Origin of the sequence: Streptomyces sp. DH24 (assembly GCF_029813775.1) — a bacterium.
Lineage (GTDB): Bacteria > Actinomycetota > Actinomycetes > Streptomycetales > Streptomycetaceae > Streptomyces.
Genome location: NZ_JARVKW010000004.1, coordinates 24952 through 46376, shown reverse-complemented (window position 1 = coordinate 46376; position 21425 = coordinate 24952). Strand labels below are relative to the sequence as shown.

The window sequence follows — 21425 nt, the reverse complement described above, 5'->3', positions numbered from 1 at the left end:
CACCCCGGGCACGGGGTCGAGACGGCGGGCGGGAGTCCGGCGTCTTCCGCCCGCCGCCGCTCAGTCGCCCTGTGCGGGCAGTTCCTTGATCCGGACGTCCCGGAAGGACACCTGGTCGTCGGCTCCGTGGTTCTGGATGCCGATGTGGCCGTCGGTCAGGGAGCGGACCGGATCGGTGTTGGTGAAATCGTTGATCTTCACGCCGTTGAGCCAGATGCGGAGGCGTTCGCCCTCCACGCGGATCTCGTACGTGTTCCACTCCCCCGGCGGGTTCAGCGCGCGGTCGCGCTTCTTGAGGTCGGCGGAGCGGAAGCCGTAGACGGACCCGGTCGTCTTCTCGGGCACGTCGCTGGCGTCGATCTGGATCTCGTATCCGTTGTTCACGGCCGACCACGGGTCGTCGGAGGGCGGGAAGCCCACGAAGACACCGGAGTTGTCGTCGCCGGCCATCTTCCAGTCGAGCTTCAGCGAGTACGAGCCGAAGCTCTCGGCGGCGTACCAGAGCATGCCCATGCCGCCGGTGGTGGTGAGGGTGCCGTCGTCGGCCAGGTCGAAGGAGCCCGGCCCGGCCTGCCGCCAGCCGTCGAGGGAGGTGCCGTCGAACAGTGGACGGTATCCGTTCTCCGGTCGGCAGTCGGCCTGTACATCGCCGATCGCATACCGGATGCCGCCGAGCAGGTGCTGACGGAATTCCGGTTCGGCGTAGGACTCCTTGGTGTGGCCGCCGCCGGTGTAGAAGGCCCGGCCGCCCCGGTACTCCTGGCACCAGGCGATCGGATGGTCGCCGTGCATGGTGCCGCCGGTGTACGACGCCTCGTCGAGGGAGGCCAGGACGTGGGCCCTCTCGCGCGGGTTGGAGCGGTAGTTGTACCACTCGTCGGTGCGGTTCCAGGCCTTCTCCAGCCCGGACGTCGCCGGGTGGGCCCGGTCCTCGACGTCCACGGTTGCGGGCTGGATCGCCGGGTGCGACTGGAAGTAGGCGCCGGCGAGACCGCCGTAGAACTCCCAGTCGTACTCGGTGTCGGCGGCCGCGTGGACGCCGACGTAGCCGCCGCCCTGGCGGACGTAGCCCTCGAAGGCGCTCTGCTGGGCGGCGTCGAGGACGTCGCCCGTGGTCGACAGGAAGACGACCGCGTCGTAGCGCCGCAGGTTGGCCGCGGTGAAGGCGCCGGCGTCCTCGGTGGCGTCGACCGTGAAGCCGCCCGTCGCGCCGAGCTGTTTCACCGTCGCGACGCCCTCGGGGATGGAGTCGTGCCGGAAACCGGCCGTCTTGGAGAAGACCAGCACCCGCTTGTCCGCCTTGGCCTCGCCGGCGGTGCCGGCGGCGGCGCGGTCCGGCTGTGAGGCGGCCGGTCCGGAGACACAGCCCAGCAGGAGGGCGGCGCCCAGGACGGCGGTCGTCGTTCGTACGCGTACACGCATGGTGTGTGTCCTCCCCTCAGCCGGTCGTGAACGTGAAGTCGTCCACGTCGTACAGGGTTCCGGTGCCGCTCCCCTTGAACACCAGGTAGAGCGTGGTCGTGCCGCGCGGGGCGCGGGACAGGTCGGCCTGGACGTCCTGGAAGGTCTCCCAGCCGCCGGTGACGGGCACGGTCGCGGTGCCGAGCAGGGTGCCCGTGGCGGAGCCCGCGCGGATTTCGAGGGTGCCGCCGCTGCCGCCGGACGAGACGCGGGCGGTGATCTTCGTGGCGTCGCTCAGCGCGTACGGCTTGAAGGAGATCCAGTCGCCGTCGTGGATCTCGCCGACGGTCCGGCCGCCGTGCGCGGTGTCCCTGCTGAGGACGGAGATGCCGGACGCGTCGCCGTGGTGCTCGGCCTGCCGGTGCCTGGGCTGGGTGACGTTCTGGTCGTGGGTGGTCAGCGGGGCCTGGCCGCCGCCTCCGCCGTCGGTGTACTCGGCGTCGAAGACCCCGAAGATGTTGGCGTCGTCGTCGTGTCCGCCGTCGGCGCTGGTCTGGATGGTGCCGGAGCAGCCGTTGGCGGAGGTCAGCGGGTGGCCGTGGGTGTCGTGGCCGAGGATGAAGCTGACCTTGACCTTGGAGCAGTCGACCGCCGTGCCGTCCTCGGGGTCGGTGACCTTCACCTTGAACGGGACCGCGTCGCCGAAGCTGAACAGCTGCCCGTCCTGCGGCAGTTCGAGCGTCACCTTGGGCGCGGTGTTGCCGACGACCACCTGGACACTGGCGCTTCCGGTGCGCCCGGAGGCGTCCTTGACGGTCAGCGTCGCGGTGTAGGTGCCGTTCTTCCGGTACTTGTGCGTCGGGTTCGCCTCGGTCGAGGTGCCGCCGTCGCCGAAGTCCCAGCTGTGGGTGAGCGCGTCGCCGTCCTGGTCACTGCTGCCGGCGGAGGAGAACCGCACCTTCAGCGGGGCCTGTCCGGAGGTGCGGTCGGCCGCGGCCTGGGCGACCGGCGAGTGGCCGTCGGTGGCGTTCTCGATGCGGTACAGGGCGGAGTGCTCGTCGCCGCCGAACCAGGCGGTGCCGTAGTCGAGGACGTACAGCGCGCCGTCCGGGCCGAAGGCCATGTCCATGACCTGCGTGCCGGTCCACGGCACGTCGTTGATCGACTGCACGGTGCCGTCGGCGTCGCTCGTGATCCGCTTGATCCAGCGGCGGCCGAACTCCCCGGCGAAGAAGTCGCCGTCGTAGGCCTCCGGGAACTTCACGGGCGAGTCGAGATCGGCGTCGTAGTGGTAGACCGGGCCGCCCATCGGGGACTCGGAGCCGCTGCCGAACTCCGGTACGGAGCCGCCGTCGTAGGGGATCCAGGCGGGCTGCGCCGGGGGCAGGTCGGTCAGGCCGGTGTTGTTCGGCGAGGTGTTCTTCGGGGCGGAGCAGTCGAAGGACCCGCCGGAGGCGCCGGTCGCGAAGTCGTAGTCGACGTAGGCGTCGTTGTCGCCGGTGCAGTACGGCCAGCCGAAGTTGCCGGGGCCGGTGACACGGGCGAACTCGACCTGGCCGGCCGGGCCGCGCTTCGGGTCGGCGGCGCCTGCATCCGGTCCGTAGTCGCCCACATACAGAATCCCGGTCTTCTTGTCGACGCTGAACCGGAACGGGTTGCGGAAGCCCATCGCGTAGATCTCGGGCCGCGTCTTGTCGGTGCCGGGCGCGAAGAGGTTGCCCTCGGGGACCGAGTAGGAGCCGTCGGCGTTGACCTTGATGCGCAGGATCTTGCCGCGCAGGTCGTTGGTGTTGCCGGAGGAACGCTGGGCGTCGAAGGCCGGGTTGCGGTTCGCGCGCTCGTCGATCGGGGTGAAGCCGTCCGACTGGAAGGGGTTCGAGTCGTCGCCCGTCGACAGGTACAGGTTGCCCGCCGCGTCGAAGTCGATGTCGCCGCCGACGTGGCAGCAGATGCCGCGGGAGGCCGGCACGTCGAGGATCTTCTTCTCGCTGGCGACGTCGAGGGTGCCGTCGGTCCTCAGGACGAACCGGGAGAGCCGGTTGACGCCGTCGTACGGCGCGAAGTCGGCCGCGGTGCCGGTCTCGGGGGCGTCGCCCGCCGGGGTGTTCATCGGGGGTGCGTAGTACAGGTAGATGAAACGGTTCTCTTCGAAGCCGGGGTCGACGCCGATGCCCTGCAGGCCCTCCTCGTCGTGGGAGTACACGTCGAGCTTGCCGGCCAGTCTCGTGTTGCCGGCGGCGTCGGTGACGCGGAGTTCGCCGTCGCGGGAGGTGTGCAGGACCGAGCGGTCCGGCAGCACGGCGAGCGACATCGGTTCACCGACCTCCGGCTCACCCTTGGCGAGGGTGACCTGCTGGAAGTCCTCGGCGGCGGCCGGCGCCGCGGCCGGACCGGTGACGGCCGCGCCGGCCTGCGGCGCGGTGAGGGTGAGAGAGGCTCCCGCGAGCAGTGCGCCGCTGAGCAGCGCCACCGCCTTGCGGAAGTGCGGGCGTCGTAGGGGGACGGTGGTTCTGGTGGTGCGGTCGTTCCCGTGCACGGGTGCCTCCAGAAAGGGGCGGGTTGTACGGGTCGGTGGTGTGCGCCGGGATGCGCCGTCATCCCGGGGACGGTGGGGACGTGGGGGGGTGGTCAGTTGCCGAACGCCGCGTCGAAGGAGGCCGTCGGCGGTTCGAAGTCGTAGGCCTTGAGGCGGGTGAGGGCCTCGGGGGCGCCCTGGAGCCGGTCCATGCCGGCGTCCTCCCACTCGACGGACACCGGGCCCTGGTAGCCGATGGAGCGGAGCATCCGGAAGACGTCCTCCCAGGGCACGTCGCCGTGGCCGGCGGACACGAAGTCCCAGCCGCGGCGCGGGTCGCCCCAGGGCAGGTGGGAGCCGAGGCGGCCGTTGCGGCCGTCGAGGCGCTTGCGGGCCTCCTTGCAGTCCACGTGGTAGATGCGGTCGCGGAAGTCCCACAGGAAGCCGACCGGGTCGAGGTCCTGCCACACGAAGTGGGAGGGGTCGAAGTTGAGGCCGAAAGCCGGTCGACGGTCGACCGCATCCAGTGTGCGTACGGTCGTCCAGTAGTCGTATGCGATCTCGCTGGGGTGGACCTCGTGCGCGAACCGGACGCCCTCCGCGTCGAAGACGTCGAGGATCGGGTTCCACCGCTCGGCGAAGTCCTCGTAGCCGCGGTCGATCATCGACGCGGGCGCGGGCGGGAACATGGCGACCAGGTGCCAGATGGCGGAGCCGGTGAACCCGATGACGGTGTCGACGCCGAGGCGGGCCGCGGCGCGCGCGGTGTCCTGCATCTCGGCGGCGGCCCGCTGCCGTACGCCCTCGGCGTCGCCGTCGCCCCAGATGCGGGCGGGCAGGATCGCCTGGTGGCGCTCGTCGATGATGGCGTCGCACACCGCCTGGCCGACCAGGTGGTTGGAGACGGCCCAGCACTTCAGGCCGTACTTGTCGAGGAGCTGGTGGCGGGAGGCGACGTAGGAGGGGTCGGCGAGTGCCTTGTCGACCTCGAAGTGGTCGCCCCAGCAGGCGAGTTCGAGGCCGTCGTAGCCGAAGTCGCGGGCCAGGCGGCAGACCTCCTCCAGGGGCAGGTCCGCCCACTGGCCGGTGAACAGCGTGAAGTTGCGCGGCATCCGTGGGGCCTCCTCAGAGTGCGACGGGCGTGTAGACGGAGTTCTTCTCGGCGCTCTCCTCGACCGCGGCCAGCACGCGCTGCACCTGCAGCCCGTCGGCGAAGGAGGGCTCGGCCCGGCCGCCCTCGGCGACGGCGTGCACCAGGTCGCGGGCCTGGTGGACGAAGGTGTGCTCGTAGCCGAGGCCGTGGCCGGGCGGCCACCAGGCCGCCAGGTAGGGGTGGTCGGGTTCGGTGACCAGGATGCGGCGGAAGCCGGCGTGCGTGCCGGGCTCCCTGCCGTCGTGGTACGACAGCTCGTTGAGGCGTTCCAGGTCGAAGGCGAGCGAGCCGTGGGAGCCGTTGAGTTCGATGCGCAGGGCGTTCTTGCGGCCGGTGGCGTAGCGGGTGGCCTCGAAGGAGGCGAGGGCGCCGGAGGTGAAGCGGCCGGTGAACACGGCGGCGTCGTCGACGGTGACCCGTCCGGTGCCGCCGGCCGACTCGGCGGTCAGGCCCTGCGGGGCGCCGCCGGGCAGCGGGCGTTCGCGGACGAACGTCTCGGTGAGGGCGGAGACGCCGGCGAGGTGCTCGCCCGCCAGGTACTGCGCGAGGTCCACGATGTGCGCGCCGAGGTCGCCGAGCGATCCGGAGCCTGCCTGGTCCTTGCGCAGCCGCCAGGTCAGCGGGAACTGCGGGTCGACCAGCCAGTCCTGCAGGTAGGCCACCCGTACGTGGCGCAGTGCGCCGAGCCTGCCCTCGGCGACCATCTTCCGGGCCAGGGCCATGGCGGGCACCCGGCGGTAGTTGAAGCCGACCATGGCCACCTGGCCGTGCCGTGCGGCCTCGTCGGCGGCCCGGGTCATGGCCGCCGCCTCCTCGACCGTGTTGGCGAGGGGCTTCTCGCACAGAACGTGCTTCCCGGCGGCCAGGGCGGCCAGCGCGATCTCGGCGTGGCTGTCGCCGGGGGTGCAGATGTCGACGAGGTCGACGTCGTCCCGTTCGACCAGGGCGCGCCAGTCGGTCTCGGTCGCCTCCCAGCCGTGCCGGTCGGCCGCCGCGCGCACGGCGGCGGCGTCGCGGCCGCAGATCGCGGCGAGCACCGGGCGGCGCGGCAGGTCGAAGACGCGGCCCGCTGTGCGCCAGCCCTGGGAGTGGGCGGCGCCCATGAAGGCGTAGCCGACCATGCCGACCCTGAGCGGCGGCTTGCCGGTCTCCGTCCCTTCTTGCTGCTGCGGCTGTCCCATGCGGAAGGTCCTCCTCGTCGTCACGGCGCGGTGGGGGGTGGGCCCGGCCCTCCTCGCGCGGGTCGGGCCCGGTGTGCGGGCGCCTCTACTTGAAGCCGGTGGGCATGTACTGGTCGACGTTGGTCTTGTCGACGACGGCCGAGTAGAGGGTGAGGGACGCCGGGATCTCGAACTCGGCGAGGCCGCCGACGCCCTTGCCCTGGCCGAGGGCGCGGGCCAGGTCGATGGCGGACGCGGCCATGGTCGGCGGGTACAGGACGGTCGCCTTGAGGACCCCGTTGTCCTGCTTGATGGCCTGGAACGCGGAGAGCGCGCCGGCGCCGCCGACCATCAGGAAGTCGTCGCGGCCCGCCTGCTCGATGGCGCGCAGGGCGCCCACGCCCTGGTCGTCGTCGTGGTTCCACAACGCGTCGAACTTCGACTGGGCCTGCAGGAGCTGGGCCATCTTGGCCTGGCCTGACTCGACGGTGAAGTCGGCTGCCTGGCGGGCGACCTTCTTGATGTTCGGGTAGTTCTTCAGGGCGTCGTCGAAGCCCTGGGTGCGCTGCTTGGTCAGTTCCAGGTTGTCGAGGCCGGCGAGTTCGATGACGCGGGCGTTCGGCTTGTCCTTGAGCTTCTCGCCGATGTAGTGGCCGGCGTTGAGGCCCATGCCGTAGTTGTCGCCGCCGATCCAGCAGCGGTACGCCTGCGGGGAGTTGAAGATCCGGTCGAGGTTGACGACGGGGATGCCCGCGCGCATCGCCTTCAGTCCGACCTGGGTGAGTGCCTTGCCGTCGGCGGGCAGCACCACCAGCACGTCGACCTTCTTGTTGATGAGGGTCTCGATCTGGCCGATCTGCTGGGCGGTGTCGTTGGAGCCCTCGGTGATCTCCAGGGTGACGTCCTGGTACTTCTCGGCGCGGCTCTTGGCGTTCTCGTTGATGGCGTTGAGCCAGCCGTGGTCGGCCTGCGGGCCGGCGAAGCCGATGGTGACCTGCTTGCCGGGCTGGTCGTCGGCGGCGGGCTGGTTGCTCGCGGCCTTGTCGTCGTCCTTGTCCGACGGTTCGTTACTCGTGCAACCCGCGAGGAGGGCACCGGCCGACACGGCGGCGGTCCCGAAGAGCAGTCCTCTGCGACTGGTGAGTTGAGACATGGCGGTGAACCCTTTCCTCAGGTCGTGCTCGCGGTACGGCGCTGGACCAGCACGGCGGCGACGATGATCGCGCCCTTGGCGATCTGCTGGACGTCGCTCTGCAGGTTGTTCAGGGCGAAGATGTTGGTGATCGTGGTGAAGATCAGGACGCCGAGCACGGAGCCGGTGATGGTGCCCCGGCCGCCGCTGAGCAGCGTGCCGCCGATGATCGCGGCGGCGATGGCGTCGAGTTCGTAGAGGTTGCCGTTGGTGTTCTGGCCGGAACCGGACAGGACGATCAGCAGGAAGGCGGCGATGCCGCAGCACAGCCCGGACAGCAGGTAGAGGTACAGGCGCTGGCGGCGGACGTCGATGCCGGCGAGCCGGGCGGCCTCGCTGTTGCCGCCGACGGCGACGGTGCGGCGGCCGAAGGTGGTGCGGTTGAGCACCAGCCAGCCGATGACCGTGACCACGGCGAAGACGAGGACCAGCGGCGGTATACCGAGTACATACGCATCGCGTTCGCCGAGATCCAGTACACCGTCGACGGTGACGATCTGTGTCCTGCCGTCGGTGATCTGCAGGGCGAGGCCGCGGGCCGAGGCGAGCATGGCGAGGGTGGCGATGAACGGGACCATCGCCCCGTAGGCGATGAGCACGCCGTTGACGAGACCGCAGCCCACGCCGACCACGATCGCGGTGAACAGGATGCCGAGGAATCCGTATTCCTGGGTGGCGACGGTGGTCGCCCACACGGAGGCGAGGGCGACGATCGCGCCGACGGACAGGTCGATGCCGCCGGAGATGATGACGAAGGTCATGCCGACGGTGACGACACCGATCACGGAGGCCTGCGTGAGGACGAGTTGCAGGTTGCGGGTGTCGAGGAACTCGTCGGGCTTGGTGATGCCGCCGATGAGGACCAGCGCGGCGAGCACGCCGAGCAGGGACAGGGTGCGGACGTCGGCGCGGGCGAGCCTGCCGCGCCAGGCGGGCGGCCCTTCCACCGGGGCCGTCTTGCCGGTGCCGCCCCGGGGCGGGGACACGTGCTGCGTCATGACGCCGGACTTCCTTCCATGACGAGATCGAGTACGCGGTGTTCGTCGAGTTCGCGGGCCGGCGCCGTGTGGACGACGCTGCCCTCGCGCAGGACCAGGACGCGGTCGGCGAGGCCGAGGACCTCGGGCACTTCACTGGAGACCAGCAGCACGGCGAGGCCTTCGTCCGCCAGTCGACGGATGACTGCATACAGTTCGGCGCGGGCGCCGACGTCGACGCCGCGGGTGGGTTCGTCCAGCAGCAGCACGCGGCAGCCGCGCAGCAGCCAGCGGGCGAGGACGGCCTTCTGCTGGTTGCCGCCGGACAGGGTGCGCACCGGGACGGACGGGTTGTCGGGCCGCAGCGACAGTTCGCGGGTGGCGGCCCGGGCGGCGCCCAGTTCGGCGCCGCGGTCGATCCAGCCGGCGCGTGAGAAGCGGGACATGGAGGAAACCGACACGTTGCGGGTGACGGACTCCAGCATGAGCAGGGCCTGCGCCTTGCGTTCCTCGGGGGCGAGTCCGAGTCCGGCGCGGACGGCGGCGCGGACGCTGCCGGGCCTGAGCGGTCGGCCGTCGACGACCACCTGACCGGCCGTCGGCTTCCGCGCACCGTATACGGTCTCCAGTATTTCGGATCGTCCGGAGCCGACGAGCCCGGCGAGGCCGACGATCTCCCCGGCGTGCACGGTCAGGTCCAGGGGCGCGAACTCGCCCTCCCGGGCCAGTCCCCGTACCTCCAGGACCGGTGTGCCCGCGGTCGTGTCCCGCGCGGGCCGCTCCGGGAAGACGTACTCCACGTTGCGTCCCGTCATCAGCGCGACCACCTCCCGGGTGGGCGTCGACTTCGCGGGCAGTCCGACGGCGACGGCGCGGCCGTCCTTCAGGACGGTGACCCGGTCGCCGATGCGCCGGATCTCCTCCAGGCGGTGGGAGATGTAGACGACGGCGACGCCGTCGGCCGTGAGGTCGCCGACGATGCGGAAGAGGTTGTCGACCTCGTCCGGGTCGAGGGCGGCGGACGGCTCGTCCATGACGATGAGCCGTACGTCGTGGGACAGGGCCCGCGCCATGGACACGATCTGCTGCTGCGCCGCCGACAGGTCCCCGACCAGGCGGCCGGGTTCGATCTCGGGGTGGCCGAGGCGCCGCAGCAGCGCGGCGGTCGAGGCGCGGGCGGCCTTGCCGCGCACGACGAAACCGGCGGTGGTGGGCTCGTGGCCGAGGTGGACGTTCTCGGCGACGGACAGGTGCTCCACCAGGTCGAGTTCCTGGTAGATGGTGGCGATGCCGAGGCGCATGGCGGCGATGGGCGAGCGCAGGGTGACCTGCTCGCCGCGCCACCGGATGGTGCCGGTGTCGGGCTGGTGGGCGCCGGCGAGCACCTTGATGAGGGTGGATTTCCCGGCGCCGTTCTGGCCGAGCAGGCAGTGCACCTCGCCGGCCTGGACTTCCAGGTCGACGCCGTCGAGGGCCCGGACTCCGGGGAAGGACTTGGTGATGCCGGTCATGCTGAGCAGCGGTGGTTCTGGTGCCATGCGAATTCCCCTCGGCGGGCGTGCGGGCCGGTTCCAGGGCGCTTGTCGAGCGGGCCTTCTCGGGGGCGAGCGGGCCGTGCGGGCCTGCGCGGGGCAGGCCGTTTCCGGGCAGGGCGGAGCAGGGGCGTGGTGCGGGTCGGCGGTGGTGCGGGCGGGTCGTGCCGGCGGTGCAGGTGAGCTGTGGCTCGGGGTGCGGGTGAGCCGTACTCCTGGTGCGAGCGAGCTGTACTGCGGTGCGGGTGAGCCGTGTTGGGGTGCCGGTGAGCCGTGTTGCGGGTGCAGTGAGCCGTGTTGCGGTGCGGGTCTACGCGGGTGAGAACAGGTGGTCGCTGATGAGCCGGGCCGCGCCGGTGACTCCGGCGGTGGGTCCCAACTCGCCCAGGACGATGGGCAGGTTGCCGGTCGCCAGGGGCAGCGACTGGCGGTAGACCTGGGTGCGGATCGCGGCGAGCAGGGTGTGGCCGAGGCCGGTCACTCCGCCGCAGATCACCACCAGGCCGGGGTTGAAGAAGCTGACCAGGCCGGCGATGACCTGGCCGGTGCGGTTGCCGCCCTCGCGGATCAGGTCGAGGGCGGTGGCGTCACCGGCGGCGGCCGCGGCGGCGACGTCGATCGCGCTCAGGGTGCCGCCCCCCTCAAGCCGGCCGGCGAGTTCCACCGACAGGCCCTGCTGGGCCGCCTCGGTGGCGTCCCGGGCGAGGGCCGCCCCGCTGAAGTGGGCTTCCAGACAGCCCCGGTTGCCGCAGGCGCAGGGGCGGCCGTCGGGCACCGCCTGGATGTGCCCGATGTCGCCGGCGCTGCCCGTCGTACCGCGGTAGACCTCACCGCCGACGACGATGCCGCAGCCTATGCCGGTACCGATCTTGACGCAGAGGAAGTCGGCCACGCTGCGGGCGACGCCGGCGTGCTGCTCCCCCATCGCCATGAGGTTCACGTCGTTGTCGACCATGACCGGGCAGCCGAGTTCCTGGCTGAGCGCCTCCCGTACGGGGAAGCCGTCCCAGCCGGGCATGATCGGCGGCGCGACCGGCACGCCCTCGGGGAAGCGGACGGGGCCGGGGACGCCGATGCCGGCGCCGTCGAACCCTTCCGCGAGTCCGGAGGCCTTCAGCTTCGCGGCCATGGCGAGGACCTGCTCGAAGACCGCGACGGGGCCCTCGCGCACGTCCATCGGATGGTTGATGTGGCCGAGGACCTCCAGTTCGGCGTTGGTGACGGCGACGTCGACCGAGGTCGCGCCGATGTCGACGCCGAGGAACCTCAGTCCGGGCGCGAGGCGGATGTTGTGGGAACGGCGTCCGCCGCGGGAGGCGGCGAGTCCGTCGGCCACGACCAGCCCCGTCTCCAGCAGGCGGTCCACCTCCACGGCCAGCTTGGACCGGGACAGGTCGACCTGGTCGCCGAGCTGGGCGCGGGAGTTGGGGCCGCCGTCGCGCAACAGCTTGAGCAGTCGGGCCTGGTGAGCGTTCGCGGGTCGCGCGGTCATGCGTCTCACTAGCCCCTCCCCGCCTCAATAGGCCTGTGCGCGCCGGTTTCCGGCCACATCGTCGGCTCGCTTCGTAGGGGAAAGTAGCAGTGGCTGCCGGGACTGGGAAGAAGTCGCGCACGAATTACTGCCGACTTTCTCCACTCTCAGGACAAAGCCCGGTCGGAGGCGGGGATTTGGGGCCACTTGGTACGGATACGACCGACCCTCCGCCGGGGACGCGGCCCGGCCCGGAGACGCGCATGCCCGCCCCTGTCCAGGAAGGTCACGGGGCGGGCGGGCGTCGTGCGCGTGCGCCGGCGCGCGGGCGCACGCGAGGGTGCGCAGGCGCGAGGGCCTACGAGCGGTCGCGGGCGTGGTACGAGCGGCGAGTGTGCTCGGTGTGCTCACGCATGAGCCGCACGGCCTCCTGCTCGTCGCGGTTCAGGATGGCGGTGACCAGCTCCTGGTGCTCGATCCAGGACTGCCGCCCGCGCTGCCGGGCGACGGGGGTGTGGTACCAGCGCACCCGCCGGTCCACCTGCGCGGCGAGTTCGGCGAGGACGGCGTTGCCCGCGAGTTCCATGATCTTGGCGTGGAAGCGGGCATTGAGGGCGAAGGCGGCGTCCACGTCGTCGGACTCGACGGCCAGCAGTCCCTGCTCCACGATCTGGTCCAGGGCGTGGATGCCCTCCTCGTCGGCGTTCCGGGCGGCGAGGCGGGCGGCCTCGGCCTCCAGAAGCGTACGGACCGTCAGGAGCTGGTCGGCCTCTTCGTCGGTCGGTTCGCGCACGAACGCGCCCTGGGCCGGGCGGAGATCGACCCAGCCCTCGGTGTTGAGCCGCTGGAGCGCCTCGCGCACGGGCTGCCGCGACACACCCAGGTGACCGGCGAGTTCGCTCTCCACGAGGTGCTGGCCCGGCCGGAGGGCGCGTGTCGTGATGAGTTCGAGCAGGGCCTCGTAGACGCGGTCGCGCAGCGGCCCGGGCCGTTCGAGTTTGGGCACCGCTCCCTGTGGCAGTCCTGTCGACAACATCGCGATTCCCCCTCCTCGGCACGGCCGGTCCGTCCGCGCCGAAATCCGCCATCGATTGTCTTTCGTCTACAGTCTACGGCGCACAAAGGTCAGGGCGGCAGGGAGTTCGGCTCGTCATACCCGATCGTGTGAGCAGGTCACGGGCACCTGACGACCTGTCCCGCGTAGGAGAGGTTGCCCCCGAACCCGAACAGCAGAACGGCGTCGCCGGTGCTGATCGCGCCCTGCTCGACCAGCTTGGAGAACGCGAGCGGGATGCTCGCGGCCGAGGTGTTGCCGGACTCGGTGACGTCGCGGGCGACGACGGCGTTCACGGCGCCGATCTTCTCGGCGAGCGGCTCGATGATGCGCAGGTTGGCCTGGTGCGTGATGACCGCCGCGAGGTCCGCCGGGGCGAGGCCGGCCCGCTCGCAGGCGGCGCGGGCGACGGGCGGCAGTTGCGTGGTCGCCCAGCGGTAGACGCTCTGGCCCTCCTGGGCGAAACGCGGCGGGCTGCCCTCGATGCGCACCGCCCGCCCCATCCCGGGCACCGAACCCCACAGCACGGGCCCTATGCCGGGTTCCTCGGCGGCCTCGACGACCGCGGCGCCCGCGCCGTCGCCGACGAGCACGCAGGTGCTGCGGTCGGTCCAGTCGGCGACGTCGGACATCTTGTCGGCGCCGACGACCAGCGCCCGGGTCGCGGCGCCCGCCCGCACCGTGTGGTCGGCGGTGGCCAGGGCGTGAGTGAAGCCGGCGCACACCACGTTGATGTCCATCGCGGCCGGCGACGGCACACCGAGGCGGTCGGCGACGCGTGCGGCCATGTTCGGGGAGCGGTCGATGGCGGTCGAGGTGGCGACCAGGATCAGGTCGATGTCGCCGGGCAGCAGGCCGGCGGCGGCGAGCGCCTTGGCGGCGGCATGGGCGGCGAGCTCGTCGACGGGTTCGTCGGGACCGGCGATGTGGCGGGTACGGATGCCCACCCGGCTCGTGATCCACTCGTCACTGGTGTCCACCATGCCCGCCAGATCCCGGTTCGTCAGGATACGGGCGGGCTGGTAATGGCCGACGGCAGCGATCCGCGAGCCGTGCATGGCGTCCCCCTTGGTGCGTGTGTAACGGGATTCACCAGTCTGATCAGTGACTCGCGGGTAGCGCGGCGGGCGAAGCGACAGGAAAGCGGAGCGCGGCTTGTCGGCTTCTGTCAGACCCTCGGACGCCCGGGCATCGCCCGATGCATCACCCGCGGGGCCCGGGGGCGGGGCGCCCGGGAACTCCCCGGGACGGCTCTCTACCCGGTGAACAATTGGGTGGCTTTGCGGACGAGTTCGTACAGGCCGTAGGCAAGCGGTGCGCCCACCCACAGCCAGGCGAAGGCGATCAGGCCCCGCCGGCTAGGCGGACTCTGGCTGCTGTCGCCGGTCATCGGCGGCCTCCTGGGGTGCGGGGACGTGGTGGCGGGGGTGCACGGGCCGGACGAGTTCGTTGGCGGCGAACCCGACGACGAGCAGCCCGATCATGATCACGAAGGACATCCCGTACAGGGCCGGACCGCTCCGGCCGGCCTCCTCCTGACGGTCGGCGATCCAGTTGACGATCAGCGGTCCGAGGACACCGGCCGTGGACCATGCGGTGAGCAGCCGGCCGTGGATGGCGCCGACCTGGTAGGTGCCGAAGAGGTCCTTCAGGTAGGCGGGGATCGTCGCGAAGCCGCCGCCGTAGAAGGAGAGGATCACCAGCGCGCCCAGCACGAACAGCGGCTTGGACGAGTCGCCGAACAGCGCGATCAGCCCGTACGTCAGGGCGCCGACGCCGAGGTAGACGCGGTAGATGTTCTTGCGTCCGATGAGGTCGGAGGCCGACGACCAGCCGATGCGGCCGGCCATGTTGGCCGCCGACAGCAGCGCGACGAAGCACGCGGCGGCCGTCGCCGAGACCGGCGCCGAGGTGTCCGCGAAGAAGTCGGTGATCATCGGGGCGGCCTTCTCCAGGATGCCGATGCCGGCGGTGACGTTCGTGCAGAGCACGATCCACAGGCACCAGAACTGCGGGGTGCGCATCGCGCCGCGGGCGGAGACCTGCGGCCCGTCGAGCGCACTCGGACCGCTGTCGACGGGCCGTGCGCTGCGCGGCACCCGCACCAGCAGCACGCCGAGCGCCATGAAGACCGCATACGAAAGCCCGTGTACGACAAACGCGAGGGCGATGCCGGAACTGTCGGTGCCGAACGACTCCAGCATCTGCGCCGACCACGGCGAGGCGATGAGCGCGCCGCCGCCGAAGCCCATGATTGCGATGCCGGTGGCCATGCCGGGCCGGTCGGGGAACCACTTGATCAGGGTCGAGACGGGCGAGATGTAGCCGATGCCGAGGCCGATCCCGCCGACGAAGCCGTAGCCGAGGACGATCAGCCAGTACTGCTCGGTGGCCGCGCCGAGTGCGGAGAGCAGGAACCCGGAGGAGAAGCAGACCAGGGCGACGGTCATCGCCCAGCGGGGCCCGTTGCGTTCGACGAGGGTGCCGCCGAACGCGGCGGACAGGCCGAGCATGACGATGCCGAGCTGGAAGGGCAGCGCGCTCTGGGTGCCGCTGAGACCGAGCGCGGACTCGAGAGGCGGCTTGAACACGCTCCAGGCGTAGGCCTGTCCGATGGAGAGGTGGACGGAGAGGGCGGCGGGCGGAACGAGCCAGCGGCTCCAGCCCGCGGGTGCGACCGGTGGACTCATGATCCGGAACGGTAGGAACCGGTCGGTGAGTTGAGAAGACGGCAGGTCGACCGTATGCGATGAGCGGTATGCAGCATGCGACGAACGGTCGCCCACCGATCACATACAGGCTTCGGTCGCCAACAGACCCGTACTCAGACCCTTGCCGCCCCAACTTCCATACTGTGGAAAATGTTTCGTCGACACCATCGAGGCTGGCCCCACAAGCCGGTCGGTCGGCCGACACGATGCCCCCACGCAGTCTCCGCCACCCGGCTCACCCCACGGCCCCTCCCGGCCACCTCCGGCCATCCTCGCGGCCACCCCCGGCCACCTCCGCGGTATCCCTCGAACCGAACGGAGCGTTCCCGTGAAAGTCGCAGTTCTCGGCGCCGGTGCGATCGGCGCCTATGTCGGAGTTCGACCGAGTCGGAGTTCGACATGCGGGCGGCCGGGACGTGGGACGAGTCGCGGCAGACCGGGACGACGACGGTGTGCGCGTACTGCGGCGTGGGCTGCAACCTGACGCTGCACGTGCAGGACAATGAGATCGTGAAGGTCACCTCGCCGCACGACAACCCGGTGACCCACGGCAACCTCTGCATCAAGGGCCGTTTCGGCTACCAGCACGTACAGAACCGGGGCTGATCAGGACATGGGACGAGTCACGGAACGACGCAAGGTGCTCCGCATCCGGGACGGTGCCGTCTCGTCCCGCCCGGACACCCTGGTCGCCGAGGAGCCGCTGGAGATCCGGCTGAACGGCAGGCCGCTCGCGATCACCATGCGCACGCCGGGCGACGACTTCGCGCTCGCCGCCGGTTTCCTGGTCAGCGAGGGTGTACTGGCTGCCGTATCCGATCTGCAGAACATCGTCTACTGCGCGGGGGCGACGGTCGACGGCTCCAACACGTACAACGTCGTCGACGTGAAGACGTCCCCCGGCGTGGCGATGCCCGACATCACCCTCGAGCGCAACGTGTACACGACCTCGTCCTGCGGTCTGTGCGGCAAGGCGAGCCTGGACGCGGTCCGTACGACGGCACGCTGGCCCATCGCCGACACTCCCCCGGTCCGTGTCACGCCCGAGCTGCTCGCCGGACTCCCCGACCGGCTGCGGGCGGCTCAGCGGGTGTTCGACCGGACCGGGGGTCTGCACGCGGCGGCGCTGTTCTCCGAGGACGGCGAGCTGCTGGACGTGCGGGAGGACGTGGGCCGGCACAACGCGGTCGACAAGCTGGTCGGCCGCGCCCTGCGCAGCGGCGGCCTGCCGCTGTCCCGGGCGATCCTGCTGGTGTCGGGCCGGGCGTCGTTCGAGCTGGCGCAGAAGGCGGTCATGGCGGGCATCCCGGTGCTGGCGGCGGTGTCCGCGCCGTCGTCCCTGGCGGTGGACCTGGCCGCGGAGACGGGCCTGACCCTGGTGGGCTTTCTGCGGGGCAGTTCCATGAACGTGTACGCGGGTGAGGACCGGGTCGCCCTGCGAGCCGCGGCCCCCCAGGGCTGACAGCCCGGTTCCCGCGGCACGGCGGCGGAGCCCCGACCGGCGGGGAACGCCCCCTGCGCCGCTGGCGCCCCGGCTCGGCCAACGGCCGGTGGCCACCATGCGGGTGACGGGGCTTCAGGTCGCGGCATGGTTCGCGCGGCGACACGTGCACGGTTCTTGCGGGGCGGGCGGCGGCCCAACTAACGTCGGCCGCCCGCCCTCTGGACATGGGATGTCCTGATGTTCAGATGTCTGGGCCAATGACCGGACCGCACGACCAGACCTATGAAGGGCAGGTCGCACCATGCCGGCACGTCTTCGTACCCGTCTGAGATACCCGCTCGTCGCCCTGATCGCCCTCGCGGCGACAGCCGCACTGCCCGCGCCCGCCCAGGCCGAATCCGCCTCCGCCGCCCCGCACTTCGAACAGCAGACCCTCTTCAAGGCGTCCCAGGACCCCGGTTACGCCTGCTTCCGCATCCCGGCGATCGTGCGGACCACGAACGGCACGCTGCTCGCCTTCGCCGAGGGCCGTGTCCTCAACTGCGGGGACGCGGCCGACATCGACATCGTCCTCAAACGGTCCACCGACGGCGGCCGCACCTGGGGCCCGCTCCAGGTCGTCAACGAGGGCGCCGGCGACACGCACGGCAACCCGGCGCCGCTGGTCGACCGCGACACGGGCCGGATCCTGCTCGCCGAGACGTACAACACGGGCCGCACCGACAGCGGCAACTGCGCGGTGCCCTGCGACCGCACCCCTCATCTGCAGTACAGCGACGACGACGGCCGCACCTGGTCGAAGCCGCGCGACCTGAGCGACCAGATCCTGCCGGCGCACTGGAACTCCTGGTACGCGACCGGCCCCGTGCACGGCATCCAGCTCACCCGCGGCCGGCACGCCGGGCGGCTGGTGTTCGGCGTCAACACCGAGACGTGGAGCGGCGGCCGGGTGACCGCCAACCACGCGGCGCTCGTCGTCAGCGACGACGGCGGCGACTCCTGGCGGATCGGCGCCACCGACAGCTGGCCGGTCGCCGCGGACGGCACCTTCCGGCAGAAGCCCTCCGAGGTGACCCTCACCGAACGCGCCGACGGCACGATCCTGGTCAGCGGCAGGGAACAGGAGGGCACCGACCTCGGCCACCGCTCCCAGACCGTCAGCCGGGACGGCGGCGACAGCTTCGCCGGGCCCTTCCGGGCCGTCCCCGACCTGTACACACCGCAGGTGCAGGGTGCCGTACTGCGGCGCGGCGACCGTATCCTGCTGTCCGCGCCGGCCGACCCCGACCGCCGTCGCACGATGATGATCCGCTCCTCCTACGACGGTGGCCGCACCTGGGACAGCGTGGACCGCGGCACGGTCGTCACGCGGGACTGGTCCGGCTACTCCGATCTGGTCGACGTCGACCGGGACACGGTGGGGCTGATGTACGAGGGCGGCGCCGTCGACGCCCGGGACGAGATCCGCTTCGCCCGTTTCACGGACAACTGGCTGGCACCGCGCCGCGGCCCCGACCCGACGACCGCGGACGTCGCCGCGCACGGCAGGCCCGCGGCCGTTCTCGGCGGCGCCCGGGCGACGGACGGGGTGCGGGGCGGCGCGCTCGGCTTCGACGGCGCCGACGACGCCGTGCGTCTCCCCTACCGTGAACAACTCCGTCTCGGCGAAGGGGACTTCACGGCGTCGTTGTGGTTCCGGTACACGGCCGCCTCGGGTGAGCAGCCGCTGCTGTGGATGGGCGGCATCGGCACCGGTCAGCCCCAGGTCTGGCTGCGCGGCGAGCCCGCGAACAACCGCGTCCAGGGCCTGATGACCGTCCGCGACGGAGCCGCCGCCCCTCGCTCGGCGTCCGTGCGCACCACGGGCGCGTACAACGACGGCCAGTGGCACCAGCTGGCGCTGCGCCGTGCCGGCGGCGAACTCACGATGTTCCTGGACGGTGCGCCGGTCGGCTCCGTGGCCGCGCCGGCCGGATCGGTCAGCCGGAACTCGCCGTTCGGTGTGCACGTCGGCCAGCGCATGGACAGCCGGGCGTTCTTCACCGGCGCGATCGACGACGTCCGGGTGTGGAACCGGGCGCTCACCGACGAGGAACTCACCACCGGGCGGACGGCTCCGGCCACCCGGGGCACGGTCGCGTGGCTGCCCATGGACCGGGTGGGCGGCAGCAGCTAGCGCCCCGGTGGGTGCGGCGAGGACGCGGCACGCGCCCGCCGGCGCGCGGGAATCGGGGTCGGCCTGGTTGCCGGCCCCGGTTCTCGCGGCGGTGCTGCTCGCCGCCCGCCGACCACCGACGGACAACGGGCGACCGCCGACCGCCGACGGACGACGGACGACGGACGACTGCAGGGCGGCGACTGTATACCGCGTACGGTCGCGTCCTGGTCGACCGACGACACCCCTCACCACCGGGTCCGCCCGCCGCTCGTCCCGAGCGACCCGCCGCTCGTCCCGAGCCACGACGCCGACCGGCTGGACACGCGGGCGCGGCCGACCGGCTCAGCCGGGACGTGTCCCGGTACCGACCGCGGTTCGTGACGCCGCGGTTCCTGCCGGTGAGGTGGCGTCCTCGCGGGGGTCGCGCGAGCGGCGCTTGGCGATCACGGCGCACACCATCAGCTGCATCTGGTGGAACAGCATCAGCGGGAGCACGGCCAGGGAGGCGTGGGCGCCGAACAGGACGCTCGCCATGGGCAGTCCGGCGGCGAGGGACTTCTTGGAGCCGGCGAACTGGATGGCGATCCGGTCCGCGCGTCCGAAGCCGAGTGCCCTGGCGCCGTACCAGGTCAGGGCCAGCATCAGGGCGAGCAGCACGACCTCGACGGCGAGCAGTCCGGCCAGCCGGGCGGGGCTCACCCGGTGCCAGATGCCCTGCACCATGCCGGCGCTGAACGCGGTGTAGACGACGAGGAGGATCGATCCGCGGTCGACGAGGCCGAGGGCCTTGCGGTGCCGGGCGACGAAGGCGCCGATCCAGCGGCGCAGCAGTTGTCCGGCGACGAACGGCACGAGCAGTTGCAGCACGATCTTCACGACGGAGTCGGCGGAGAAGCCGCCGACGGCGCCGCCGAGCAGGGCGGCGGCGAGCAGTGGGGTGAGGACGATGCCGACGAGGGAGGAGAAGGAGCCGGCGCAGATCGCGGCGGGCACGTTGCCGCGGGCGATGGAGGTGAAGGCGATCGACGACTGGATGGTCGACGGGACGAGGGTGAGGAAGAGCAGGCCCTGGTAGAGGGGGTCGGTCAGGAGGACCGGGACGAGTCCGCGGGCGGCGAGGCCGAGCAGCGGGAACACCACGAAGGTGCAGGCGAGGACGGTGATGTGGAGGCGCCAGTGCTTGAGGCCGTCGAGGGCCTCGCGGGTGGACAGGCGGGCGCCGTAGAGGAAGAAGAGGAAGGCGATCGCGGCGGTGGAGGCGCCGGAGGCGACGTCGGCCGTCGTCCCGCGGGCCGGTAGGAGCGCCGCGAGGCCCACCGTCCCGAGGAGCAGCAGGATGTAGGGGTCGACCGGCATCCAGCTCGGCCAGCGCAGGTGTTTCACGGTGCTCCACTTGCTCGGTGACGTGCTCGGGGTCACGGGTTCCCCGTTCCATCGTGATCCCCTCTTCGGCGATCGGGAATCCCGTACACCGTTCTCACTGTCATCGCGTCGCGTGATGGGCGGCCGTAGGCTGTGCGGTGTGTACGAGCCTTCCCAGCTGCGGACCTTTCTGGCGGTGGCGCAGACGCTGAGCTTCACGCAGGCCGCGCGGCGGCTCGGGCTGCGTCAGTCGACCGTGAGCCAGCACGTGCGGCGGCTGGAGGACGCGACCGGCCGGCAGTTGTTCACGCGGGACACGCACTCGGTGGAGCTGACCGAGGACGGCGAGGCGATGCTGGGTTTCGCGCGCCGGATTCTGGCGGTGCACGAGCAGGCGGCGGCGTTCTTCACGGGGACGCGGCTGCGGGGGCGGCTGCGGTTCGGCGCGTCGGAGGACTTCGTGCTGACCCGGCTGCCGGAGATCCTGGAGGGTTTCCGGCACGAGCATCCCGAGGTCGATCTGGAGCTGACGGTGGAGCTGTCGGGCACGCTGCACGAGCAGCTGGCGGCCGGGAAGCTGGATCTGGTGCTGGCGAAGCGGCGGCCGGAGGACCCGCGCGGTGAGCCGGTGTGGCAGGACCGGCTGGTGTGGATCGGCGCGGAGCGGCTGCGGCTGGACCCGGAGCGTCCGGTGCCGCTGATCGTGTATCCGCCGCCCGGCATCACCCGGGCGCTGGCTCTGGAGGCGCTGCAGCGGCAGGGGCGCGAGTGGCGGATCGCGTGCACGAGCGGCAGCCTGAACGGTCTGATCGCGGCAGCGCGGGCCGGGCTGGGGGTGATGGCGCACTCGCGGGGTCTGATCCCGCCGGGTCTGGTGCGGGTGCCGGAGCGTTCGGGGCTGCCGGAGCTGGGGCGGGTGGACTTCGTGCTGGTGCACGGGCGGCGCCGCACCACGGCGCAGGACGCGGCGGACGCGCTGGCGGCGAAGATCCTGGCGGGCGGTGACCGGCTGCAGCAGCGTCGCCGCGAGGGCCCGTGACGGCTGCCGCGGAGAGGTTCGCCGGAGCGGCGGTGACGAATTCGGCGGCTTCGGCGCTGGTCTGATCAGAAGGGCGGTGCGCCGTGGGCGGCGGCCGCCGGCGAGGAGGACCTCGACGCGGGCCGGTGGGGCCGCCGGTCGGGGCCCGGGCATCGGTCGCGCTCCGGAGCGGAGGGCGGCGGTCGGATCGTACAGATTCGGTGGAGATTGCGGCACCGAAACTTACTCAACCGTCAGGAATGTGTCCGGCACTTCC

The 21425-nt window shown here is 71.6% G+C and carries 15 protein-coding genes and 1 pseudogene; 4 read left to right on the top strand and 12 right to left on the bottom strand.

Annotation, left to right across the window (positions count from 1 at the left end):
• Positions 1-60: 60 nt before the first annotated feature.
• From QC282_RS04215 to QC282_RS04165, 11 genes are all read right to left on the bottom strand, one after another.
• Positions 61-1422 (bottom strand): ThuA domain-containing protein, encoded by a 1362-nt coding sequence (locus QC282_RS04215; RefSeq protein WP_279547812.1) that lies wholly within the window; start codon positions 1420-1422, stop codon positions 61-63.
• 16 nt (positions 1423-1438) lie between these two features.
• Positions 1439-3937 carry a PQQ-dependent sugar dehydrogenase gene (locus tag QC282_RS04210; protein WP_279547811.1) on the bottom strand — a complete coding sequence of 833 codons (2499 nt, stop codon included), beginning with the start codon at positions 3935-3937 and terminating at the stop codon, positions 1439-1441.
• Between the two features lie 92 nt (positions 3938-4029).
• Positions 4030-5028 (bottom strand): sugar phosphate isomerase/epimerase, encoded by a 999-nt coding sequence (locus QC282_RS04205; protein ID WP_279547810.1) that lies wholly within the window; start codon positions 5026-5028, stop codon positions 4030-4032.
• A gap of 13 nt (positions 5029-5041) precedes the next feature.
• Positions 5042-6250, bottom strand: a complete 1209-nt coding sequence (locus QC282_RS04200; RefSeq protein ID WP_279547809.1) for a Gfo/Idh/MocA family oxidoreductase — start codon at positions 6248-6250, stop codon at positions 5042-5044.
• Positions 6251-6335: 85 nt separating this feature from the next.
• The gene (locus QC282_RS04195; protein WP_279547808.1) at positions 6336-7382 is read right to left on the bottom strand and encodes a substrate-binding domain-containing protein; all 1047 of its coding nucleotides are present in this window, start codon (positions 7380-7382) and stop codon (positions 6336-6338) included.
• A 17-nt stretch (positions 7383-7399) separates the two neighbouring features.
• Complete coding sequence (locus QC282_RS04190) at positions 7400-8419, bottom strand: ABC transporter permease (RefSeq protein ID WP_279547807.1); 1020 nt, start codon at positions 8417-8419, stop codon at positions 7400-7402.
• The gene (locus QC282_RS04185) at positions 8416-9936 is read right to left on the bottom strand and encodes a sugar ABC transporter ATP-binding protein (protein ID WP_279547806.1); all 1521 of its coding nucleotides are present in this window, start codon (positions 9934-9936) and stop codon (positions 8416-8418) included. Before QC282_RS04185 ends, QC282_RS04190 begins: the two co-directional genes overlap by 4 nt.
• 304 nt (positions 9937-10240) lie before the next feature.
• A complete protein-coding gene (locus tag QC282_RS04180) occupies positions 10241-11422 on the bottom strand; it encodes an ROK family transcriptional regulator (protein WP_279547805.1) in 1182 nt (393 codons plus the stop codon).
• Between the two features lie 337 nt (positions 11423-11759).
• Positions 11760-12437 carry a GntR family transcriptional regulator gene (locus tag QC282_RS04175; RefSeq protein WP_279547804.1) on the bottom strand — a complete coding sequence of 226 codons (678 nt, stop codon included), beginning with the start codon at positions 12435-12437 and terminating at the stop codon, positions 11760-11762.
• Between the two features lie 137 nt (positions 12438-12574).
• Positions 12575-13513, bottom strand: a complete 939-nt coding sequence (locus tag QC282_RS04170) for a ketoacyl-ACP synthase III (RefSeq protein ID WP_279547803.1) — start codon at positions 13511-13513, stop codon at positions 12575-12577.
• A gap of 300 nt (positions 13514-13813) precedes the next feature.
• A complete protein-coding gene (locus QC282_RS04165) occupies positions 13814-15145 on the bottom strand; it encodes an OFA family MFS transporter (RefSeq protein WP_279547802.1) in 1332 nt (443 codons plus the stop codon).
• 405 nt (positions 15146-15550) lie between these two features.
• Here QC282_RS04165 and QC282_RS04160 point away from each other — a divergent pair.
• The 3 genes and pseudogenes from QC282_RS04160 to QC282_RS04150 form a co-directional block, all read left to right on the top strand.
• Positions 15551-15772: pseudogene (locus tag QC282_RS04160) on the top strand (Fe-S-binding domain-containing protein); the annotation flags it as partial.
• A gap of 7 nt (positions 15773-15779) precedes the next feature.
• Positions 15780-16628, top strand: a complete 849-nt coding sequence (gene fdhD, locus QC282_RS04155) for a formate dehydrogenase accessory sulfurtransferase FdhD (protein WP_279547801.1) — start codon at positions 15780-15782, stop codon at positions 16626-16628.
• A 283-nt stretch (positions 16629-16911) separates the two neighbouring features.
• Positions 16912-18786 carry a sialidase family protein gene (locus QC282_RS04150; protein WP_279547800.1) on the top strand — a complete coding sequence of 625 codons (1875 nt, stop codon included), beginning with the start codon at positions 16912-16914 and terminating at the stop codon, positions 18784-18786.
• A gap of 324 nt (positions 18787-19110) precedes the next feature.
• Here the strand turns inward: QC282_RS04150 and QC282_RS04145 are convergent, their stop codons facing one another.
• The gene (locus tag QC282_RS04145) at positions 19111-20124 is read right to left on the bottom strand and encodes a bile acid:sodium symporter (protein ID WP_279547987.1); all 1014 of its coding nucleotides are present in this window, start codon (positions 20122-20124) and stop codon (positions 19111-19113) included.
• Between the two features lie 166 nt (positions 20125-20290).
• Here QC282_RS04145 and QC282_RS04140 point away from each other — a divergent pair, with 166 nt between their 5' ends.
• A complete protein-coding gene (locus QC282_RS04140) occupies positions 20291-21169 on the top strand; it encodes a LysR substrate-binding domain-containing protein (protein WP_279547799.1) in 879 nt (292 codons plus the stop codon).
• Positions 21170-21425 lie beyond the last annotated feature (256 nt).